The 18,922-nt window shown below is 60.3% G+C and carries 22 protein-coding genes, 1 pseudogene and 1 riboswitch; of the genes and pseudogenes, 11 read left to right on the plus strand and 12 right to left on the minus strand.

Annotated elements, in window-relative coordinates:
• Window positions 1–111: 111 nt before the first annotated feature.
• Complete coding sequence (locus FFI16_RS21900) at window positions 112–744, minus strand: LysE family translocator (RefSeq protein WP_138816807.1); 633 nt, start codon at window positions 742–744, stop codon at window positions 112–114.
• Window positions 745–831: 87 nt separating this feature from the next.
• Here FFI16_RS21900 and FFI16_RS21905 point away from each other — a divergent pair, with 87 nt between their 5' ends.
• The 3 genes from FFI16_RS21905 to FFI16_RS21915 all read left to right on the plus strand — a co-directional run bounded on the left by FFI16_RS21905 (window position 832) and on the right by FFI16_RS21915 (window position 3,668).
• A complete protein-coding gene (locus FFI16_RS21905; RefSeq protein WP_138816808.1) occupies window positions 832–1,794 on the plus strand; it encodes a 2-hydroxyacid dehydrogenase in 963 nt (320 codons plus the stop codon).
• Between the two features lie 30 nt (window positions 1,795–1,824).
• On the plus strand, window positions 1,825–2,823 hold the full coding sequence (locus FFI16_RS21910) for a class I SAM-dependent methyltransferase (protein WP_138816809.1): 999 nt from the start codon (window positions 1,825–1,827) through the stop codon (window positions 2,821–2,823).
• A gap of 51 nt (window positions 2,824–2,874) precedes the next feature.
• A riboswitch (yybP-ykoY riboswitch) is annotated at window positions 2,875–2,994 on the plus strand.
• 89 nt (window positions 2,995–3,083) lie between these two features.
• Window positions 3,084–3,668 (plus strand): TMEM165/GDT1 family protein, encoded by a 585-nt coding sequence (locus FFI16_RS21915; RefSeq protein ID WP_101266603.1) that lies wholly within the window; start codon window positions 3,084–3,086, stop codon window positions 3,666–3,668.
• Between the two features lie 134 nt (window positions 3,669–3,802).
• Here the strand turns inward: FFI16_RS21915 and FFI16_RS21920 are convergent, their stop codons facing one another.
• Window positions 3,803–4,621, minus strand: a complete 819-nt coding sequence (locus FFI16_RS21920) for a M48 family metallopeptidase (protein WP_138816810.1) — start codon at window positions 4,619–4,621, stop codon at window positions 3,803–3,805.
• Between the two features lie 1,312 nt (window positions 4,622–5,933).
• Between FFI16_RS21920 and FFI16_RS30935 the strand changes: the two are divergent.
• A pseudogene (locus tag FFI16_RS30935) lies at window positions 5,934–6,128 on the plus strand (HAMP domain-containing protein); the annotation flags it as partial.
• A gap of 114 nt (window positions 6,129–6,242) precedes the next feature.
• Window positions 6,243–6,986: a methyl-accepting chemotaxis protein gene (locus FFI16_RS30940; RefSeq protein WP_371923630.1), complete on the plus strand. Its 744-nt coding sequence runs from the start codon at window positions 6,243–6,245 to the stop codon at window positions 6,984–6,986.
• Window positions 6,987–7,085: 99 nt separating this feature from the next.
• Here the strand turns inward: FFI16_RS30940 and FFI16_RS21930 are convergent, their stop codons facing one another.
• Genes FFI16_RS21930 through FFI16_RS21940 form a run of 3 tightly spaced genes read right to left on the minus strand, consistent with a single transcriptional unit; the run spans window position 7,086 to window position 8,198 of the window.
• Window positions 7,086–7,706: an SOS response-associated peptidase gene (locus FFI16_RS21930; RefSeq protein WP_056859005.1), complete on the minus strand. Its 621-nt coding sequence runs from the start codon at window positions 7,704–7,706 to the stop codon at window positions 7,086–7,088.
• A gap of 36 nt (window positions 7,707–7,742) precedes the next feature.
• The gene (locus FFI16_RS21935; RefSeq protein ID WP_138816812.1) at window positions 7,743–8,003 is read right to left on the minus strand and encodes a putative signal transducing protein; all 261 of its coding nucleotides are present in this window, start codon (window positions 8,001–8,003) and stop codon (window positions 7,743–7,745) included.
• 12 nt (window positions 8,004–8,015) lie between these two features.
• A complete protein-coding gene (locus FFI16_RS21940; protein ID WP_065930297.1) occupies window positions 8,016–8,198 on the minus strand; it encodes a CPXCG motif-containing cysteine-rich protein in 183 nt (60 codons plus the stop codon).
• Between the two features lie 131 nt (window positions 8,199–8,329).
• On the opposite strand from FFI16_RS21940, the gene FFI16_RS21945 reads away from it, so the two are divergent.
• Window positions 8,330–9,493 carry a 1-acyl-sn-glycerol-3-phosphate acyltransferase gene (locus tag FFI16_RS21945; protein WP_178112701.1) on the plus strand — a complete coding sequence of 388 codons (1,164 nt, stop codon included), beginning with the start codon at window positions 8,330–8,332 and terminating at the stop codon, window positions 9,491–9,493.
• A 125-nt stretch (window positions 9,494–9,618) separates the two neighbouring features.
• Here the strand turns inward: FFI16_RS21945 and FFI16_RS21950 are convergent, their stop codons facing one another.
• Window positions 9,619–9,876, minus strand: a complete 258-nt coding sequence (locus tag FFI16_RS21950) for a hypothetical protein (RefSeq protein ID WP_138816814.1) — start codon at window positions 9,874–9,876, stop codon at window positions 9,619–9,621.
• Between the two features lie 183 nt (window positions 9,877–10,059).
• Here FFI16_RS21950 and FFI16_RS21955 point away from each other — a divergent pair, with 183 nt between their 5' ends.
• On the plus strand, window positions 10,060–10,269 hold the full coding sequence (locus FFI16_RS21955; RefSeq protein WP_056859008.1) for a hypothetical protein: 210 nt from the start codon (window positions 10,060–10,062) through the stop codon (window positions 10,267–10,269).
• A 72-nt stretch (window positions 10,270–10,341) separates the two neighbouring features.
• Here the strand turns inward: FFI16_RS21955 and FFI16_RS21960 are convergent, their stop codons facing one another.
• A complete protein-coding gene (locus tag FFI16_RS21960) occupies window positions 10,342–10,926 on the minus strand; it encodes a YajG family lipoprotein (RefSeq protein WP_138816815.1) in 585 nt (194 codons plus the stop codon).
• Between the two features lie 182 nt (window positions 10,927–11,108).
• Between FFI16_RS21960 and FFI16_RS21965 the strand changes: the two genes are divergently transcribed.
• Entirely contained in the window at window positions 11,109–11,342 is a 234-nt protein-coding gene (locus FFI16_RS21965) for a hypothetical protein (protein ID WP_138816816.1), read from the plus strand.
• 722 nt (window positions 11,343–12,064) lie between these two features.
• Window positions 12,065–13,573 carry a malate dehydrogenase (quinone) gene (gene mqo, locus FFI16_RS21970; protein ID WP_138816817.1) on the plus strand — a complete coding sequence of 503 codons (1,509 nt, stop codon included), beginning with the start codon at window positions 12,065–12,067 and terminating at the stop codon, window positions 13,571–13,573.
• Between the two features lie 53 nt (window positions 13,574–13,626).
• On the opposite strand, the gene FFI16_RS21975 is transcribed toward mqo, so the two are convergent.
• The 4 genes from FFI16_RS21975 to FFI16_RS21990 form a co-directional block, all read right to left on the minus strand.
• Window positions 13,627–13,914 (minus strand): PA4642 family protein, encoded by a 288-nt coding sequence (locus FFI16_RS21975; protein WP_138816818.1) that lies wholly within the window; start codon window positions 13,912–13,914, stop codon window positions 13,627–13,629.
• 191 nt (window positions 13,915–14,105) lie between these two features.
• Window positions 14,106–14,591 (minus strand): hypothetical protein, encoded by a 486-nt coding sequence (locus FFI16_RS21980; RefSeq protein ID WP_138816819.1) that lies wholly within the window; start codon window positions 14,589–14,591, stop codon window positions 14,106–14,108.
• A gap of 36 nt (window positions 14,592–14,627) precedes the next feature.
• Window positions 14,628–15,095, minus strand: coding sequence for a WbuC family cupin fold metalloprotein (locus FFI16_RS21985; RefSeq protein WP_138816820.1), 468 nt, complete (start codon window positions 15,093–15,095; stop codon window positions 14,628–14,630).
• Between the two features lie 3 nt (window positions 15,096–15,098).
• On the minus strand, window positions 15,099–15,656 hold the full coding sequence (locus tag FFI16_RS21990) for a hypoxanthine-guanine phosphoribosyltransferase (RefSeq protein WP_003216150.1): 558 nt from the start codon (window positions 15,654–15,656) through the stop codon (window positions 15,099–15,101).
• A 164-nt stretch (window positions 15,657–15,820) separates the two neighbouring features.
• Between FFI16_RS21990 and upp the strand changes: the two genes are divergently transcribed.
• Together upp and FFI16_RS22000 are read left to right on the plus strand one after the other, a co-directional pair.
• Window positions 15,821–16,459, plus strand: a complete 639-nt coding sequence (upp, locus tag FFI16_RS21995) for a uracil phosphoribosyltransferase (RefSeq protein ID WP_138816821.1) — start codon at window positions 15,821–15,823, stop codon at window positions 16,457–16,459.
• 2 nt (window positions 16,460–16,461) lie between these two features.
• Window positions 16,462–17,736, plus strand: a complete 1,275-nt coding sequence (locus FFI16_RS22000; protein ID WP_138816822.1) for a uracil-xanthine permease family protein — start codon at window positions 16,462–16,464, stop codon at window positions 17,734–17,736.
• Window positions 17,737–17,866: 130 nt separating this feature from the next.
• Here the strand turns inward: FFI16_RS22000 and hisC are convergent, their stop codons facing one another.
• On the minus strand, window positions 17,867–18,919 hold the full coding sequence (gene hisC, locus FFI16_RS22005; protein WP_138816823.1) for a histidinol-phosphate transaminase: 1,053 nt from the start codon (window positions 18,917–18,919) through the stop codon (window positions 17,867–17,869).
• Window positions 18,920–18,922: the final 3 nt, after the last annotated feature.

The raw sequence follows: 18,922 nt of genomic DNA on the forward strand, positions 1-18,922 counted from the left end.
AGCGGGCTTGCTCGCGAAAGCGCTGGGTCAGTCGACGTTTCTGCCACTGATACACCGCCTTCGCGAGCAAGCCCGCTCCCACATTTTGTCCGTGCCCACTCAGGTGTAGCGCTATTTCATGCTGGTAAACGCCAACTTCACACCAATGGCAATCAGCACCGCGCCCATGGTCCGATCAAACCAATGCCCCATCCGCGCAAACCCGGCGCGCACGCGCTGCTGGCTGAACAGCATGGCCACCAGGCAAAACCACAACGCCGTCGCCACTGCCAGGTACACACCGTAACCGGCCTGGATTGCCAGCGGCGTGTGCGGGTTGATCACCACCGTGAACAGCGACAGGAAGAACAGCGTGGCCTTCGGGTTCAGGCCATTGGTCACAAAACCTGCGGTAAACGCCCCGCGTGGGGTGCGCTCACCCACTTCACGGTGCAACTCGCCCTCGGCGGGCGGCTTGGCCGGCTGCGCGCGCAGGGCCTTGAAGCCGATGTACAGCAGGTACGCTGCAGCGGCCCACTTCAGCGCGTTGAACAGCACAATGGACTGCGACACGATCAAACCGATGCCCAGCAGCGAGTACCCCACGTGCAGGAAAATCGCCGAGCCCACGCCCAGAGCGGTCCAGGTGCCGGCGCGATGGCCATGGGTAACACTTTCACGCACCACCACGGCGAAATCCGGGCCGGGGCTGGCCACCGCCAACAAGTGAATCAGGGCTACGGTCAAAAACTCGGCGACGTACATGCTCACTCCATTAAGTAACTGATTATTTCATCTGATAGGCTCGGCAGATTACGCCTTCGAACCTCGTCGCAAAAGGTACAGTTGAGAATGAACAATCGCCGCGCCGTCTTCCTTGATCATCCGTCCCTGGACCTGGGCGACCTCGACCTCAGCGAGCTGCGCAACAGCTTCAGTGACTTGCAGCTGTTCACCGACACCACGCCGCAGAATGTGCTTGAACGCGTGCAAGGCGCCCAGGTGGTGATCAGTAACAAGATCGCCCTTAACGCGCAAACCCTGGCGGCCTGCCCCGAGCTCAAGCTGATCCTGGTGTCGGCCACCGGCACCAACAACGTCGATCTCGACGCCGCCCGCACCCATGGCATTACCGTGAGCAATTGCCACGGCTACGGCACGCCGTCGGTGGCGCAGCACACGATCATGCTGTTGCTCAACCTGGCGACGCGTCTGAAGGACTATCAACAGGATGTGGCGGCCGGCAAATGGCAACAGGCCAGGCAGTTCTGCCTGCTGGACTACCCGATTGTCGAGCTGGAAGGCAAAACCCTCGGCCTGCTCGGCCACGGTGAACTGGGTGGGGCGGTGGCGAGGCTGGCCGAAGCTTTTGGCATGCGCGTGGTGCTCGGCGCCATTCCCGGGCGCCCTGCCCGCGCGGACCGCGTGCCGCTGGATGAGCTGCTCGCACAGGTCGACGCGCTGACGTTGCACTGCCCGCTCAATGAAAACACGCGCGACTTCATCGGCGCCCGCGAACTGGCGCTGCTCAAGCCCGGCGCGTTTGTCGTCAACACTGCACGCGGCGGTTTGATCAACGAACAGGCGCTGGCAGATGCTTTGCGCAACGGCCATCTCGGCGGCGCGGCCACCGATGTGCTGAGCGTGGAACCCCCCGTGAAAGGCAACCCGCTGCTGGCCGGCGACATTCCTCGCTTGATCATCACTCCCCACAATGCCTGGGGCAGTCGCGAAGCGCGCCAGCGTATCGTCGGCCAACTGGCTGAAAACGCCCGAGGCTTTTTCAGCGGCGCCCCGCTGCGCGTCGTCAGTTGATAAACTGCGCTCCTTTTCAAGGAGCAGACTATGGATCCGCGCAGTGAAGTACTGCTTCGTCAGGCCGAACTTTTTCAAGGCAACCTGCTGCTGGTAGGTTTGCCCGCTGACGACTTGCTCGGCCGCCTGCCCAATGCCCACGGCTGGAGCTGGCATGCTGGCGACCAGGCCGCGCTGGATGCGCGCTTTCCCGAGCGCAGCCAGTTCGGCGTGAACGTGCCCGAGCGTGGGTTTGATGCGGCGGTGATTTTCCTTCCAAAATCCAAAGACCTCACCGACTACCTGCTCAACGCCGTGGCCGCACGCTTGCCCGGTGCCGAGCTGTTTTTGGTCGGGGAGAAAAAGGCCGGCATCGAAAGCGCCGCCAAGCAGATGATCCCGTTCGGCAAGCCGCGCAAGCTCGACAACGCACGGCATTGCCAACTGTGGCAAGTCACCGTGGCCAATGCCCCGCAAGCGGTCGAGCTGCAAAGCCTGGCGCAAGTCTTCGAAGTGCCGCTGGCCGAAGGGCCGCTCAAGGTGGTGAGCCTGCCCGGCGTGTTCAGCCACGGCCGCCTGGATCGCGGCACCGAGTTGCTGCTGGAGCATCTGGATAAGCTGCCGAGCGGGCATTTGCTCGACTTTGGTTGCGGCGCCGGCGTGCTTGGGGCGGCGGTCAAACGCCGCTACCCGCATAACAGCGTGACGATGCTCGATGTGGACGCCTTCGCTGCCGCCAGCAGCCGCCTGACCTTGGCGGCCAACGGCCTGGAAGCCGAGGTGCTGACCGGTGACGGCATCGACGCCGCGCCGATGGGTTTGAATGCGATTTTGAGCAACCCGCCGTTCCATGTCGGCGTGCACACGGATTATTTCGCCACAGAGAACTTGCTGCGAAAGGCGGCTAAACACCTGGCAAAAGGCGGCGAACTTCGTTTAGTTGCCAACAGCTTCCTCAAGTACCAACCGCTGATCGAGAAGCATCTGGGCGTGTGTGCGGTGAAGGCCGAAGGCAATGGTTTTCGCATTTATCGTGCCAAACGTGGCTAATGGCGATTTGAAAAAGAACGCTTGCCGAATGGATTTTGCCTAGGCAGAATCCGCTCCGTCCTAGGGGAGTAGTCTCCCACGAGCGCCACGCTCGTCCGGCATACGTCAACATACTTGGTCAACAGACCATGGCGTATGCGACCCAGGAGTCCGCACAGACGGACCGGGGTTTGACAAGACCTATGACACGCACACCTTACCCGGGGCGGGAAGGCTGTACGTGTCATAGCCGTGTCGACCCGCCCCTGGAAACTTACCTGATGCTGGATTCATTACTCGTACCTACCGCAATCGTTGCCTTGGCCGAAATCGGCGACAAGACGCAACTGCTCGCGCTCATCCTTGCCGCACGCTTTCGCAAACCCTGGCCGATCATCGCCGGCATTGTCGCCGCGACCCTGGCCAACCATGCGGCCGCCGGTGCCGTGGGGGCCTGGTTCGGCAGTTTCTTCTCGGATGCAGTGTTGCACTGGATTCTCGCAGCGAGCTTCTGTGCCACGGCGCTGTGGACCCTGGTGCCGGACAAACTCGACGATGACGAAGCCAGTACCACGCGCAAGTTCGGGCCGTTCCTGACCACGCTGATTGCGTTCTTCCTCGCCGAAATCGGTGACAAGACCCAGATCGCCACGGTGATGCTGGCGGCGCAGTACCCGGAGTTGTGGCTGGTGATTATCGGCACCACGCTGGGCATGCTGATTGCCAACGTGCCGGTGGTATTGGCGGGTAATTTTGCCGCGGAAAAACTGCCGCTGACCTTGATTCGTCGGTTGGCGGCCACGGCGTTTTTCATCCTGGCGGTGGTGGCGGTGTACAAGGCCATGCAAAGCAGCGGGTGGATCTAAAGCTGTAAACCCAAACCACTGTGGGAGCGGGCTTGCTCGCGAAAGCGGTGTGCCAGTCGGTAAATATTTGACTGAACTGACGCCTTCGCGAGCAAGCTCGCTCCCACATTTGGATCTTCACAGGTCCTGGAATATCAGGACTTTTTGGCCTGCTGATAAAGCGGCATCACCTTAGGAATCGCCGCCTGCAACGAGGCGATTCGGCTGTCGGAGGCCGGGTGAGTGCTCATGAACTCCGGTGGCGCGCCTTCCGACGCCTTGGCCATCTTGTTCCACAAGGTGATCGCGGCATTCGGGTTGTAACCGGCACGGGCCGAAAGCTCCAGGCCGATCAGGTCGGCTTCGTTTTCATTGGCACGGCTGTTAGGCAACGTCATACCGTAGTTGGCCACGGTATCGGCCAATGCCAGGCTGTCCTGGCCCAGGCCGAACAACGCACCGGCGCCCTGCTTGGCCATCTGGATGCCATACGCCTTAGACATGGCTTCACGCCCGTGTTCACGCAAGGCGTGGGCGATTTCATGGCCCATAACGGCAGCCAGTTCGTCGTCGGTGAGCTTGAGCTTGTCGATCAACCCGCTGTACACGAAGATCTTGCCGCCAGGCCCGCAGTTGGCGTTCATCTCATCGCTTTTGATCAGGTTGACTTCCCACTTCCACTGCGCCGCGTCCGGGCGGAAGTTCGGCGCCTGGGCGATCAAGCGGTTGGCGATGGCCTGCACGCGCTTGGCGTTGGCACTGGTCTTGTCGAGCATGCCCTTGCCACTCGCCTCGCCCAGCGTCTGCTGGTAGGACTGGGCATACATCTGGTCGACTTCCTGGCTCGACAGCATGCTGAACATGTACTGCTTGCGCTCCACGCCCACGGCGCCGCCGCTGGTGGTGTTAACCGACTGGCAACCTGCCAGCAGCATCGCTGCACTGAGTACGCTTACTGCCAATGACTTTTTCATGACGCTCTCCCTGAAAACCTGGCGCGTATCGTAGGCGGTCATTTGTATCAACGCCAGATACACACGACGTGTAACCGCTAACTTTCAGATACATCCCACACACCCACAGCGGCGGCGAACAGTCCGTTTGCGACATCTCGTACTATTTTGCCCGCCAAGCCTCAAGCCTCCAGAGCCCATGGCCGATACAAAAAGGCAGCCCACCTGCCCTGCGCCTGGAGCCTCCATGAAATTCAAGTCGATTCAGTTTTCTGTTGCCGCACTGACCGGGGCCATCGTGCTGAGTGTGGTCGCAGTGCTGGTGCTTTATGCAGTGTTTGCCGGTGCGCGCACCCAGGAGCTGGTGCAGGAGCGCACTCAGGCGCAATTTGAGCAGATCATTGAGCAGCGCCTCACTGCGTTGGCGCAAACCCAGGCCACGTTGATTCAACGCGAACTGGAAGCGCCGCTGGTGACCGCCAAAGGCCTGGCCACCGCCAATGCCCTGCTGGCGATGAAAGATGCCAAGGGCGAACCCGCGCTGCAGGTCGGCCGTGAGCAGTTGATCAACCTGCTGCATGAAACCGTGGTGCGCAACCCGAAAATTCTCGGTGCCTACATTGGCTGGGAACCCAATGCCATCGACCATAACGACGCTGCCTACGTGAATACCGCGATTGTCGGAATGGGCGCCGACGGCCGTTTCCTGCCGTGGTGGTACCGCAACGCCGATGGCAGCCTGGGCCTGGATAAACTCGCCGACGTCAACGACCAGAACATCCTGTCCACCGGCGTGCGCGCCAGTGAGTACTACCTGTGCTCCAAAGAGAGCAAGAAACCCTGCGCCATCGACCCGGCGCCTTATAAAGTCGGGAATGCGATGGTGATGCTCGCCTCGTTTATCGAACCGATCATGGTCGACGGTGCGTTCCAGGGCATCGTCGGCGCCGACCTGTCGGTGAACTTCATCCAGGACATGCTCACCCGCGCCGACCAGAACCTGTACAACGGCGCTGGCGAACTGGCGCTGATTTCCAGTAACGGTCGCCTGGTGGCCTACACCAAGGACGCCAGCAAGCTCGGCGAAAAAGCCAGCGACCTGCTCGACAGCAACGAACTGGCCAACCTGGGCCAGTTGAACGTCGGCGAAGTGCGCTACGACATCGACAAGGAACACGGGCATATCGAACTGTTCCTGCCCTTCAACATCGGCCAGGCCGAAGCGCGCTGGACCTTGATGTTGCAACTGCCACTGAGCGCAGTGATGGCCGACTCGCAGAAGCTGCAAAGCGACCTGCAAGCCCAACGCAAGACCGACACCTTTGGCATGGCCATGGTCGGCCTGTTGATCGCCGGGATCGGTTTGCTGGTGATCTGGCTGGTGGGCCATGGCATCGCTCGCCCGCTCAAGCAAATGGTGGCGATGCTCAACGATATCGCCCAGGGCGAAGGCGACCTTACCCGCCGCCTCACCAGTGATCGCGCCGATGAGCTGGGAGCGATTGCCAACGGCTTCAATACCTTCCTGATCAAGTTGCAGGGCATGATCACGCAGGTCGTGAGTTCGGTGCAGAAGGTCAGCGACTCGTCGGAACACACCGCCGATATCGCGATTCGCACCAACCAGGGCGTGCATAAACAAATGGTCGAGATCGACCAGGTGGCCACCGCAGTGCACGAAATGACCGCCACTGCGCAAGACGTGGCACGCAACGCCACCCAGGCCGCGCAAGCCGCCAGCCATGCCGACCAGGCCGCCAGCCAAGGCATGCGCATTGTGCGCGATACCTCCACCTCCATCGGCGCGCTGGCCGAAGAAATCGGCAGGGCCGTCGGCGTGGTGCAAACCCTGGCCAAGGACAGCGAGAATATCAACGCGATCCTCACGGCGATTCGCGGGATTGCCGAGCAAACCAACCTGCTGGCGCTCAACGCCGCCATTGAGGCGGCCCGTGCCGGCGAACAAGGCCGTGGTTTTGCGGTGGTGGCCGATGAAGTGCGCAACCTGGCGCAGAAAACCCAGAAGGCCACCGAAGAAATCCAGACCATGATCCAGCAACTGCAACAAGGCACGCGGGATGTGGTGCGAGTGATGGAGGACAGCCAGCACCGTACCGACGAAAGCGTGCAACATGCGGCGAAGGCGGCCGAAGCGCTGGAGACGATTACCCAGGCGGTGTCGGTCATCAACGACATGAACACGCAGATTGCCAGTGCGGCCGAGGAGCAGAGCGCGGTGGCCGAGGACATCAATCGCAATGTGATCAATATCGGCCAGGTGGCCAATGAGGTGGCGGGCGGTGCGGATGAGTCCAGCGCAGCGAGTGCGGATCTGACCAAGTTGGCGGAGCAGCAGCGGCGGTTGATCAATCAGTTCAAGGTTTAGCGATCTGCGGTGGTTTTAAGCCCGCTCCCACATTTTGATTTGTGAACACCATCAAATGTGGGAGCGGGCTTGCTCGCGAAGAGGCCAGCACATTCAACCTCAGCCTGGGGTCAGGCACTCCGGCCCATTCAACTTCGGATCATTGACCATATTGGCCAGCACCCGCTCGCGCAACGCGGCGGGCTCGCTGGCCAACAAACCCTGCAACACATGCAACGGCGTCTCGGGGTTCAACCATGCCTCCTGCCCTGCCGCATCCAGAATCAACGGCCGCCGCTGGCTCTGCGCGGCCTGGGTCACCACCGCGGTACTCAGCCACACCTGCTCCTGCACCGGATACGCCTCCCAGATCGCCGCAAAAAACAGCGTCGAGCCTTCACCCGGTGTCAGCCAGTAGGGGCGTTTGCGCTGGGTGCCACGCCATTCGTAAAAACCGTTTGCCGGCAGCAGGCAACGGCGCTGGCGCAAGGCTTCACGAAACATCGGTTGTTCGGCCAGGGTTTCGGCGCGGGCATGGGCAGGCGTGCGCGAAAGGTCGGTGAGCCACGGTGGCGTAAGACCCCAGCGCGCACGGGCCAGGGTGCGCTGGCCTTCGCTCAGGCGCTGGATCAGCACCGAATCATTCGGGGAGATGTTCCACTGGGCCTGCTGATCGGCCGGGAAGCCCGGCAAGGCAGCAAAGGAAGGGTTCCAGCGAAACAGGGCATAACGTCCACACATGGGGCAACACGACTCTTGGGTAAACCGACCGACAGCCTAACAGACCAACACGTCGGGAAAGCTGTCGGGTTCATCGCCGGGCATGGGTTGCGCGCCGTTATAGGCCGTAATCAATTCACGGGCGTAGACAGCCTGGTCGTTGTCCACTTCCAGGCCCAACAGGCCGAAGATCGGCAATTCGCCGGTGCCACCGAGCAAATGGCGCCCCACCAGGTGCGCCTCGATGCCTTCGCTGGCAAGCATCTGTTGCAGCAACTCGCCTTCCATCAGGTTTTCCGGTTCGTAGATTCGCTGCATGGGGTGTACCTGTTACTCGTTCTCGCTGCGCACGTTCAGCATCCATTCATCGCCGTGCACTTGCAGGTCGAAAATAATCGGCCGGCAACAGACCGGACAGTCCTCTATATATTCTTGATCACCGCCGGAAAGATCCAGAACCGCCTCAGCCGGTTCACCACAATAAGGACAATCGTACGACTCGGTTTCCAGCATCGCGGTCTCCCAGGTGACTTGTGCGTATAATCGCCGGTCTATTTACAGGGCTATTCACGGCAGCGCCACTATTGCGGCCGCACCCTGATGTTTCCTTTACTTACCCTAGCCGTTTCTAACAAGAGAGCATGATGGGCGAATTCGATACCATCCGACCTTACAACGACAGCGAAGTCCCGGCCGTGCTGGCGCGTCTGTTCAGTGACAAGGCCTTTCTGGACATCCTGACCCACTTCCGCTTCCCACGCTTTGCCGGCGCCCTGGGCTGGCTGCTCAAGCCGATGATCGCCCGCAAACTGCGCCGTGAATTTGCCGGCGTCACCACCGTGGCCACCCTGCAGGACAAAGTCGAGTATTACGTCGATCACACCATTGATCGCGCGACCGACGGCGTGACCTATACCGGCGTCGAGCAGCTCAAGTCCGGCACCGCCTATCTGTTTCTGGCCAACCACCGCGATATCGTGATGGACCCGGCCTTCGTCAACTATGCCGTGTACCACGCCGGCCTGCCGACGCCACGCATCGCCATCGGCGACAACCTGCTGCAAAAGCCGTTTGTCAGCGACCTGATGCGCTTGAACAAGAGCTTCATCGTGCACCGCTCGATCACCGGGCGAAAGGAGAAGATGGCGGCGTATAACCTGCTGTCGGCCTATATCAACCATTCGATCCGCAACGACTGCCAGTCGATCTGGATCGCCCAGGCCGAAGGCCGGGCCAAAGATGGCGATGATCGCACCGAATCGGCGATCCTCAAGATGTTCCATGTCAGCCGCAAGGACGAGCCGTTTGCCGAGGTGATCCAGTCGCTGAACCTGACGCCGGTGTCGATCAGCTATGAATACGACCCGTGCGACAGCGCCAAGGCGCGCGAGCTGTACATCCGCGCGACCACCGGCACCTACACCAAGGCACCGGGTGAAGACGATGTGAGCATTGCGCTGGGCATTACCGGCTACAAGGGCCGCGTGCACGTGAACTTCGCACCGCCGATTACCGAGCGTTTTGAAGACACCAAACTGCTGGCCGTGGAAATGGACCGGCAGATTCTCGGCGGTTATCGCCTGTTCCCGGTGCATTACCTGGCGTATGCGCAGTGGAGCGACGCCGACCCGCAATTGCAGGTGCCGGCGGCAGCCGAGGTGTTCCCGGCCGATGAGTTGGCCAAGGCCAAGGCTGAGTGGGAGCGGCGTTTGAATGAGTGCCCGGTGGAGCACCGGCCGTACCTGGTGACGCAGTATGCGACGCCGGTGAGGAATCAATACCGGGTCAAGGCCGGGATTCCCCTCTAAACACCGAAGCAAAAAAATGTGGGAGCGGGCTTGCTCGCGAAAGCGGTGGTTCAGTCAAAGATGTATCGACTGACACCCTGCATTCGCGAGCAAGCCAGCTCCCACATTTTGGTTTTGCGGTGGTTTTAGAGGTGGGTGCTGAGCCATGAGACGGACAGCGCCAGGCCCAGGCAGGCAAACCCGACGCGGTAAGCCAGGCGATGCGACCGTTCGGTACGCACATCCAGAAACAACATAGGTTGGTCGATCGCGCGGTCTTCGCTTTGGGCGGTCAGGTCGGCCAGCGCCCGCTGCTCGCGCAGGCGGGTAATGAACAGCAGCGCTGCACCCGGGCAGGCCACCAATAAAGCCACAGCATTGATCAGCAGTGCGGACAGCGCCATCGCAAACCTCGGTAGACGAGTGTCTTGGTATCAATTCAGATACAAACCTGATTGATATTGGCCTCCTGCCGCTGAAACGTTCCGTCCCCCATGTACGGTTAATGTATCCAGTAATTTACAGCGTCACCTGAACGTCACCTTAACAAGCCACTCTGTTGCCCTTCGAACGCTTGGGAGCTTGTCATGCTGCACGCACAAAACCAGGATCGGCTGTACCTGATGGCCCAGAACGATGAGCAGGAAGCGCTGGTCGGCGGCCTTGCGTTCAACGTTCAGGACCGTCACTGGCTGGTGTATTGCGCCCTCGGCGGGCACCAGCATGCCGACCTGCCGGAGCTGGACCTGCTCACTGGCGTGAGTGTGCTGGACTTTTATGTCGAAACGGCTGCATGAAGGCTACAGGCATAAAAAAACCGGGCTCATTGCTGAGCCCGGCGATCGGGGCGCTCCGCGCCCGCCCGACAGTTACTGTGCGCTGAGAAGCGAACCGATGCTCGGGTCTTTGAACAAGCGCGTCAGGGCATCACTCAACACGTCGCTGACCAGCTTGGTGTTGGTTTCCTGGTTCGGCGACATACCGAAACGCTGGTTCAGGGACGCGCCGTAGCGCCCACTGTAGCGGCGTGTGCCGGCGCTGACGTCGGACTTGAAAGTTGCGCCGATGGAGGCTTCCGTCACATACAGGCCTTCTTTGGGCGACTGGTACTTCAGCTCAGCCAGGGTAATGGTCAACTGCGGCGCGCCCGGCGAGTTGGCCGGGGTGAAGCCCAGCAAACGCACGGCGGCTTCAGCCTGAGCTTGCAGCTTGGGCAGCACGTCCTGGCCTTGTACCGAAATCAGCGCAGTCTCAGGGTACAGGCCGCCACGGGAACCCAGGGTAGGCGAAGGACGACCATCTACCACGCGCACCGACACCGGCTGGCCATGGCCGACAGGCGCCAGTTGCGCCGTGACTTTAGGTTGCGGGCTGAGTTGTTGCGGGCTGTTGGCGCAGCCAACCAGGGTCAAACTGGTCACAGTGATCAAACCAAACAACAGGCGTTGCAACATACTCATTTCTCCAGGACTGGGTGCAAACAGGCCGCCAGTATAACGGCGCACGCGGGCCACTCACCAGCCATCCTGAACGTCAGCTGAAGGCTTGCTCAAATTACAATTTCGCATAATTTCGTCACTCCACTGTCATGGCACACTGGCAACCTTCGAGCATGTAACGTAACAGGTACAAAGCCATGCGCCTTCTTAAATCATTGTTCATGTCCCATCCCCGTCATCGCCACTACGCACGGCTCGATGCCAATGGCCATTGCGTGGCGTTCAAGCAGTGCAGCCTGCCACCCGTGGGCGACGGCTGGGTGGAAGTCTCGGAGCCTCACCTGGGCTGGATGCACCGCCCACTGCCAATGAGTGCCCGAATCAGCCCACGGGTTGCCCACACGCACTCGCGGCATGCACTGGCTTCCTGAACGCCCTAATAAAAGTCACAAAACACGCCCATTTCCCCGGCGTTCTTCGCTACAATCTCCCCCCGATTATAAGGACGTCTCCTGATCGGGCCTCGCAGCATCGTTAATGCCTCGGTATTAACCCCCCAATCGCCCACAGAGAGCCGCCCACACAGATCGAGTGAAGCTGGCGCGCTTGCTGTTTTCTTTGCAAACCACCTCTCTTTACCGAATCTGCCAGAGCTGCCATTGCGCTCGGCCACTTGAGTTGTTTGCCCGTTTTGCCGCGTGTCGGCAAAGGTTTACGGGCCAGGTGCCAGGCTGGGGCAGCCCTTTTTTGAGGTTCACGTCTTCAAAAGAGCGTGAAAAAACGGGTTTTCACAACTTCACAAGAGTGTGGCGAGCAAATGAATAGTTTGGCGTTTGTACAAGCACCATCAGCGTCTGGAACAGCCCAACCACACAGGACCGAGTACTCCTCAAACACCGGAGCTTGAGCCTGTCCGCTACGGATTGATTGCACGAATCACACGCTTTGACCATAAGTCGAATTGCCACAGGCGCCCATGAATGCGTTCATAGGCAGATTAGCCCGGCAGGAAGCGTGTGCTGAAGTTGCAAAGAATTGCGAAACGGACATGGCGATCCTGGCCATGGGTAATCTGGGGCAACACGTGAACCGCCCCGTCACTCCTGGCAGCCATGCCGTCAATTTGGTGCTGCAGATTTTGGAGACGCGTTAAATGGCGCATAACGAAGCAGTCGACGTAGTACTGGTAGGGGCCGGCATCATGAGTGCCACCCTGGCCGTATTGCTCAAAGAGCTCGACCCCGGCCTCAAGCTGGAAGTCGTTGAGCTGATGGATTCGGGTGCCGCGGAGAGTTCCAACCCGTGGAACAACGCCGGCACCGGCCACGCCGGGCTGTGTGAGCTGAACTACACGCCGCAGGCCGCCGATGGTTCCATCGACATCAAGAAAGCCGTGCACATCAACACCCAGTTCGAGGTGTCGAAGCAGTTCTGGGCGTACCTGACCAAAAAGGGCACCTTTGGCTCGTCCAAGTCCTTTATCAGCCCGGTGCCGCACCTGAGCTTCGTGCAAGGCGACAAAGGCGTATCTTTCCTCAAGAAGCGCTTTGAAACCCTCAGCCAGCACCATGCGTTCTCGGACATGCATTACACCGAAGACCGCAATGAGATGGCCGAGTGGATGCCGCTGATGATGCCGGGCCGCCCGCTCGACGAAAAAATCGCCGCCACCCGCGTGATGAACGGCACCGACGTCAACTTCGGCGCCCTGACCAACCAACTGCTGTCGCACCTGACCAGCGCACCGGACGCCCAGGTCAAGTACAGCAAACGCGTCACCGGCCTCAAGCGCAATGGCGCGGGCTGGACCGTGAGCATCAAGGACGTCAACAGCGGCAACAGCCGTGATGTGGACGCCAAGTTCGTGTTCCTCGGCGCCGGTGGCGCGGCCCTGCCGCTGCTGCAAGCCTCGGGCATTGAAGAAAGCAAAGGCTTCGGTGGTTTCCCGGTCAGTGGCCAGTGGCTGCGTTGCGACAACCCGGAAGTGGTCAAGCACCACCAGGCCAAGGTCTACAGCCAGGCCGCCGTGGGCTCGCCGCCGATGTCGGTGCCGCACCTGGATACCCGCGTGGTCGATGGCAAGAAATCCCTGTTGTTCGGGCCGTACGCCGGCTTTACCACCAAGTTCCTCAAGCACGGCTCGTTCCTCGACCTGCCGCTGTCGGTTCGCGCCGGCAATATCGGCCCGATGCTGGCGGTCGCTCGCGACAACATGGACCTGACCAAATACCTGGTCAGCGAAGTGATGCAGTCCATGGAGCAGCGCCTGGAATCCCTGCGCCGCTTCTACCCTGAAGCCAAAGCCGAAGACTGGCGCCTGGAAGTGGCCGGCCAACGGGTGCAGATCATCAAGAAAGATCCGAAAAAAGGCGGCGTGCTGCAATTTGGCACCGAGCTGGTTGCGGCCAAAGACGGCTCGCTGGCAGCCCTGCTGGGCGCGTCCCCAGGTGCTTCGGTGACGGTTTCGATCATGCTGGAACTGATCGAGCGCTGCTTCCCGGCCAAGGCTGCCGGAGAGTGGGCGGCCAAGCTGCATGAGATCTTCCCGGCGCGGGAAAAAGTGCTGGAGACGGATGCTGAGCTGTATCGCAAGATCAATGCGCAGAACAACATCAGCCTGGAGCTGGTTGAGCAAAGCAACGAGGCCGAAAGCTTCGCTTAAGACCTGGCTGCAAAAAAAACGCCCCTCGGGGCGTTTTTTTGTGGCCGGGATAATCAGCCGCGAGCGTTTTCGATCAGCTCGATGTACTCAGGTGCGTTGCGCTGGTCCTTGATCAGCTCGACGAAGGTTTGGCCATGCTCGTCCTTGCCATCCAGGTCCAGGCCAGCTTGCTTGAAAAAGCCCAGGAAGCGCTCGAAGTCGTCGATACGCAGGCCACGGTAGGCCTTGATCAGCTTGTGCAGGGACGGTGAAGTCGCGTCAACTGGCTCAAAATCCAGGAACAACTTGATCTGGTCGTCGCCGATCTCGTCACCAATCACCTGTTTCTTATCTTTACGCATTACCGACTCCAGCCTGCAGACATTACACGGGAGAGGAAGTCTACCTGCCAGACACCACCTTCGAAAACAACCAAACACTCATGTGGGAGCTGGCTTGCCTGCGATGGCGGGGCATCAGTGACAGTTGGGCCAACTGACCCGCCGCTATCGCAGGCAAGCCAGCTCCCACAATTGGCTGTGCGTTGTTCTTGTTACCGCGTGCAAACGGCTCCTGTATGCAGATCCGCCCAGATATGCCCATTGGCATAACTGAGGAACTGCACATACACCGTGTCATTGCGCAGCAGGTCGACAATCACGCGGTACTGGGCCACCGGATAGGACAGGGTCAGGGTTTTGCTGGCGTCATCGAACAGCGGCTTTTTCAGGCTTTTGCTTTCGGCGTCAAAATTGAGCACCACCTGGTTGATCGTCGCGCCTTTGTTCAAGGATTTGCCCTTGAGGCGGATCATCAACGGCGAGGTCACCGGGATCGGTTGTTGTGTCGACTGCCGCTGATTACCCACCACCACCGCATATTCGGTGATTTGCAGCAGTTGCTGCTGGTCGGGCGTTTCGGCGCGCAGGGTCAGGTCATCGGGTGGCAGGAACTGGCTGTGCATCGGCGCGGGCGCGGCAGCCAGTGGCAAACTGAGGGTCAACGCCAGGGCGGCGCAGGTGCGTGTCAACAGGCTCATGGGCCGCTCCGTAGAAAGCTAGCCGAGCGCTGTAGCTCAATCGAACTGGGCGAGCATCCAGCGCTGATACTCGGCCACACCGGCATCGCCTTCGCGGGGCGCCCAGTCGGGTGACTCGCCCTCGCCTATCGGGCGATACGGCCCGGCCTTGCATTCAAACATCACGCTGTCGGGTTCCAGCACCACCAGGCCATGAAACACGCCTGGCGGCAGATCGACGCCGGCGCACTCGCCTCCCGCCTGCAGAACGCGTTTGGCAATTACCTCACCGGTGTCGCTGAACACCAGCACGCCGAGGCTGCCCTTGAGCACCAACAGGGTTTCCGCCTTGTCGGCGCTCAGGTGTCTATGCGGCGGCACATAAGTGTCGGGTTGCAGGCCGACGGCCAGACGATGGCAGGGTTCTTCCATCTGATGGAAGTTGTGATGGTGCCGGCCGCGAGGGCTGGCGGCCGCTTTCTCGGCCAACTCAGCGAACAATGTCTGATCAAGAAAGCGCGCCATGGCTTACATCCCTTTAACCGCGTAGATGCCATTGGCGTTACGCCAGTAGCCTTTGTAGTCCATGCCGTAGCCGAAAATGTAACGGTCGATGCACGGCAGGCCGACGTAATCGGCTTTGAGGTCCGGGCGAGCTTTGCGATCGTGGTCTTTGTCGATCAGCACAGCGGTGTGTACTTTGCGCGCGCCGGCGTGTTTGCAGAAGTCGATGATCGCGCCCAGGGTGTGACCTTCATCGAGGATGTCGTCGATGATCAGCACGTCGCGGTCGATGAACGACACTTCCGGCTTGGCTTTCCAGAACAGGTCACCGCCGCTGGTTTCGTTGCGATAACGGGTGGCGTGCAGGTAGGAGGCTTCCAGCGGGAATTGCAAATGAGTCAGCAATTTGCCGGCGAAAATCAGGCCGCCGTTCATCACGCAGAAGACCACCGGGTTGGTGTCGGCCATTTCGCGGCTGATGTGTGCGCCGACCTTGGCGATCGCTTCTTCGACTTGCGCTTCGGTGTACAGGCAGTCAGCCTCGCGCATGATTTGACGGATATGCTCGAGATCAGCGGACATGGCGCTCTCCAAGGGGGTGCTGTGGCAAGAAAAGCGGGCAAAGGTACGCATGTGAGGCGCAACGATCAAGCCTTAATGGACTAACGTACTAGATGTCTATAGGACAACACCCTCGGATAGATTAATCTAGGCCGGTTTTTTTGCCCGCCGCCGGAGCCTTTCCCATGCCCACTCGCGAGATCCGCCACCCGCTGATCCGACACAAACTCGGCCTTATGCGCCGTGCCGACATTAGCACGAAGAATTTCCGTGAGCTTGCTCAGGAAGTCGGAGCGCTGCTGACTTATGAAGCGACCAAGGATTTGCCGCTGGAAACCTACGAGATCCCCGGTTGGGCCGGTCCCGTACAAGTAGAGAAAATCGCCGGTAAGAAAATCACCGTGGTGCCTATCCTGCGTGCCGGTATCGGCATGCTCGAAGGCGTGCTCAGCCTGATCCCGGGCGCCAAAGTCAGCGCCGTGGGCGTGGCCCGCAATGAAGAAACCTTGCAGGCCCACACCTACCTGGAAAAACTCGTCCCGGAGATCAACGAGCGCCTGGCAATGATCATCGACCCGATGCTCGCCACCGGCAGTTCCATGGTTGCCACCATCGACCTGCTGAAAAAAGCCGGCTGCAAGGACATCCGCGCCATGGTGCTGGTGGCTGCCCCCGAAGGCATCACCGCTGTCGAAAAGGCGCACCCGGACGTGCAGATCTACACCGCCTCCATCGACGAGCGCTTGAACGAACATGGCTACATCATCCCAGGCCTGGGCGATGCCGGTGACAAGATCTTCGGCACCAAGCAGAAGGACGCGTAAGCATGCAGGATGATTTCAACGACCCGCTTTGGCGCCAGATCCTGTCTGGCGCACAGATGCTTTTTGTAGCATTTGGCGCGCTGGTGTTGATGCCGCTGATCACAGGTCTTGATCCAAACGTCGCACTGTTCACCGCAGGCCTGGGCACGTTGCTGTTCCAGGTGGTGACAGGGCGGCAGGTGCCGGTATTCCTGGCATCGAGCTTTGCGTTTATCACCCCGATCATTCTCGCCAAGGGCCAGTTCGGCCTGGCGGCGACCATGGGCGGGGTGATGGCGGCCGGTTTCGTTTATACCTTCCTGGGCCTGGCTGTTAAGGTCAAAGGCACCGGTTTCATCGATCGCCTGCTGCCGCCGGTGGTGATTGGCCCGGTGATCATCTCGATTGGCCTGGCCATGGCCCCGATTGCCGCCAATATGGCGATGGGCAAAGCCGGGGATGGCAGTGAGCTGATCCACTACCAGACAGCAATGCTGATTTCGATGCCGGCGCTGCTGACCACGCTGATCGTCGCGGTATTCGGCAAAGGCATTTTCCGCCTGGTGCCGATTATCTCCGGCGTGCTGGTGGGTTTTGCCATGTCGTTCTACTTTGGTGTGGTCGACACGGCGAAGATCGCCGCCGCGCCGTGGTTCGCCCTGCCCCACTTCACTGCGCCGGAGTTCAACTGGCAGGCCATCCTGTTTATCGTCCCGGTGGCCCTGGCCCCGGCGATCGAGCATATCGGTGGTGTGATTGCGGTGGGCAGCGTGACCGGTCGCGACTACCTGAAGAAGCCCGGCCTGCACCGCACCCTGCTGGGTGACGGGATTGCCACCACCGCTGCCGGTATGTTCGGCGGCCCGCCAAACACCACTTACGCCGAAGTGACGGGCGCAGTGATGCTGACCAAGAACTACAACCCGAAAATCATGACCTGGGCGGCGGTGTTTGCCATCAGCCTGGCGTTTATCGGCAAGTTCGGCGCGTTGCTGCAAAGCATCCCGGTACCGGTGATGGGCGGGATTCTGTGCCTGCTGTTCGGCTCGATTGCGGCGGTGGGCATGAACACGCTGATCCGCCACAAGATCGACCTGGGCGAAGCGCGCAATCTGGTGATTGTGTCGGTGACCCTGGTGTTCGGGATTGGCGGTGTACTGGTCGGCACCGGCACCGGCCCGGATGACTTCGGCCTCAAGGGCATCGCCCTGTGTGCGGTGGTAGCGATTGGTTTGAACCTGCTGCTGCCGGGCAATGATGGCTGGAAGAACAAGAAGCCGGATGAGCCGTTGATCTAACTGGCTCAACGCAAAATAAGTGTGGGAGCTGGCTTGCCTGCGATAGCGGTGTAACAGTCGACGAATCCGTCGTTTGATACACCGCTATCGCAGGCAAGCCAGCTCCCACATTTTTTATCTTCAGTGTGGCTTAGAGCTCACCGAGGCCATCAATCAGCGCCTGGTTCTGCTCTGGCGTACCGATGCTGATCCGCAGGAACTGGGCAATCCGCTCCTGTTTGAAGTGCCGCACAATCACCCCTTGCTCACGCAGCTTTGCGGCCAAACCTGCAGCGTCGTGGCGTGGGTGACGAGCAAAGATGAAGTTGGCCGCTGACGGCAACACTTCAAAGCCCTTGCCCTCCAATTGCGCAACCACCTTGTTGCGGCTGTCGATCACCCACTGGCAAGTCTTCTCGAAATACTCACGGTCGTCGAATGCCGCCGCCGCCCCGACAATCGCCAGGCGATCCAGCGGGTAGGAGTTGAAGCTGTTCTTGACCCGCTCCAGCGCCTCGATCAGGTCCGGGTGGCCCACCGCCAGGCCTACACGCAAACCGGCCAGTGAGCGCGATTTGGACAGGGTCTGGGTCACCAGCAGGTTCGGGTAGCGATCCACCAGGCTGATGGCGGTTTCGCCGCCGAAGTCGATATAGGCCTCATCCACCACCACCACTGAATCCGGGCTGGCCTTGAGGATCTGCTCTACCGCGTCCAGCGCCAGCACGCAGCCGGTCGGCGCATTCGGGTTGGGGAAGATGATCCCGCCGTTGGGCTTGGCGTAATCGGCCACGCGGATCTGGAAGTGCTCGTCCAGCGGCACCGGGGCGGACTTGATGCCATACAGGCCGCAGTACACCGGGTAGAAGCTGTAGCTGATGTCCGGGAACAGCAGCGGCAAGTCGTGCTGGAACAGGCCGTGGAAAATGTGCGCCAGCACTTCGTCGGAGCCGTTGCCGAGGAACACTTTGCCGGCGTCAACGCCGTAGTACTTGGCCACCGCCTGCTTGAGCAGGTCGCTGTTGGGGTCCGGGTACAAACGCAGGTTGTCGTTCAACTCGGCCTGCATCGCCGCCAGCGCCTTGGGCGAAGGCCCGTAGGGGTTTTCATTGGTGTTGAGCTTGACCAGTTTGGTCAGCTTTGGTTGCTCGCCGGGCACGTAAGGCACGAGGTCCTTGACGAAGGGGCTCCAGAATTTGCTCATGCC

Origin of the sequence: Pseudomonas sp. KBS0710, from assembly GCF_005938045.2 — a bacterium.
GTDB lineage: Bacteria > Pseudomonadota > Gammaproteobacteria > Pseudomonadales > Pseudomonadaceae > Aquipseudomonas.

Bases quoted from the DNA above. Each gene is read 5' to 3' on its own strand.
- FFI16_RS21900 (WP_138816807.1), bottom strand. From the start codon at position 744: ATGTACGTCGCCGAGTTTTTGACCGTAGCCCTGATTCACTTGTTGGCG.
- FFI16_RS21905 (WP_138816808.1), top strand. From the start codon at position 832: ATGAACAATCGCCGCGCCGTCTTCCTTGATCATCCGTCCCTGGACCTG.
- FFI16_RS21910 (WP_138816809.1), top strand. From the start codon at position 1,825: ATGGATCCGCGCAGTGAAGTACTGCTTCGTCAGGCCGAACTTTTTCAA.
- FFI16_RS21915 (WP_101266603.1), top strand. From the start codon at position 3,084: ATGCTGGATTCATTACTCGTACCTACCGCAATCGTTGCCTTGGCCGAA.
- FFI16_RS21920 (WP_138816810.1), bottom strand. From the start codon at position 4,621: ATGAAAAAGTCATTGGCAGTAAGCGTACTCAGTGCAGCGATGCTGCTG.
- FFI16_RS30940 (WP_371923630.1), top strand. From the start codon at position 6,243: ATGGTCGAGATCGACCAGGTGGCCACCGCAGTGCACGAAATGACCGCC.
- FFI16_RS21930 (WP_056859005.1), bottom strand. From the start codon at position 7,706: ATGTGTGGACGTTATGCCCTGTTTCGCTGGAACCCTTCCTTTGCTGCC.
- FFI16_RS21935 (WP_138816812.1), bottom strand. From the start codon at position 8,003: ATGCAGCGAATCTACGAACCGGAAAACCTGATGGAAGGCGAGTTGCTG.
- FFI16_RS21940 (WP_065930297.1), bottom strand. From the start codon at position 8,198: ATGCTGGAAACCGAGTCGTACGATTGTCCTTATTGTGGTGAACCGGCT.
- FFI16_RS21945 (WP_178112701.1), top strand. From the start codon at position 8,330: ATGGGCGAATTCGATACCATCCGACCTTACAACGACAGCGAAGTCCCG.
- FFI16_RS21950 (WP_138816814.1), bottom strand. From the start codon at position 9,876: ATGGCGCTGTCCGCACTGCTGATCAATGCTGTGGCTTTATTGGTGGCC.
- FFI16_RS21955 (WP_056859008.1), top strand. From the start codon at position 10,060: ATGCTGCACGCACAAAACCAGGATCGGCTGTACCTGATGGCCCAGAAC.
- FFI16_RS21960 (WP_138816815.1), bottom strand. From the start codon at position 10,926: ATGTTGCAACGCCTGTTGTTTGGTTTGATCACTGTGACCAGTTTGACC.
- FFI16_RS21965 (WP_138816816.1), top strand. From the start codon at position 11,109: ATGCGCCTTCTTAAATCATTGTTCATGTCCCATCCCCGTCATCGCCAC.
- mqo (WP_138816817.1), top strand. From the start codon at position 12,065: ATGGCGCATAACGAAGCAGTCGACGTAGTACTGGTAGGGGCCGGCATC.
- FFI16_RS21975 (WP_138816818.1), bottom strand. From the start codon at position 13,914: ATGCGTAAAGATAAGAAACAGGTGATTGGTGACGAGATCGGCGACGAC.
- FFI16_RS21980 (WP_138816819.1), bottom strand. From the start codon at position 14,591: ATGAGCCTGTTGACACGCACCTGCGCCGCCCTGGCGTTGACCCTCAGT.
- FFI16_RS21985 (WP_138816820.1), bottom strand. From the start codon at position 15,095: ATGGCGCGCTTTCTTGATCAGACATTGTTCGCTGAGTTGGCCGAGAAA.
- FFI16_RS21990 (WP_003216150.1), bottom strand. From the start codon at position 15,656: ATGTCCGCTGATCTCGAGCATATCCGTCAAATCATGCGCGAGGCTGAC.
- upp (WP_138816821.1), top strand. From the start codon at position 15,821: ATGCCCACTCGCGAGATCCGCCACCCGCTGATCCGACACAAACTCGGC.
- FFI16_RS22000 (WP_138816822.1), top strand. From the start codon at position 16,462: ATGCAGGATGATTTCAACGACCCGCTTTGGCGCCAGATCCTGTCTGGC.
- hisC (WP_138816823.1), bottom strand. From the start codon at position 18,919: ATGAGCAAATTCTGGAGCCCCTTCGTCAAGGACCTCGTGCCTTACGTG.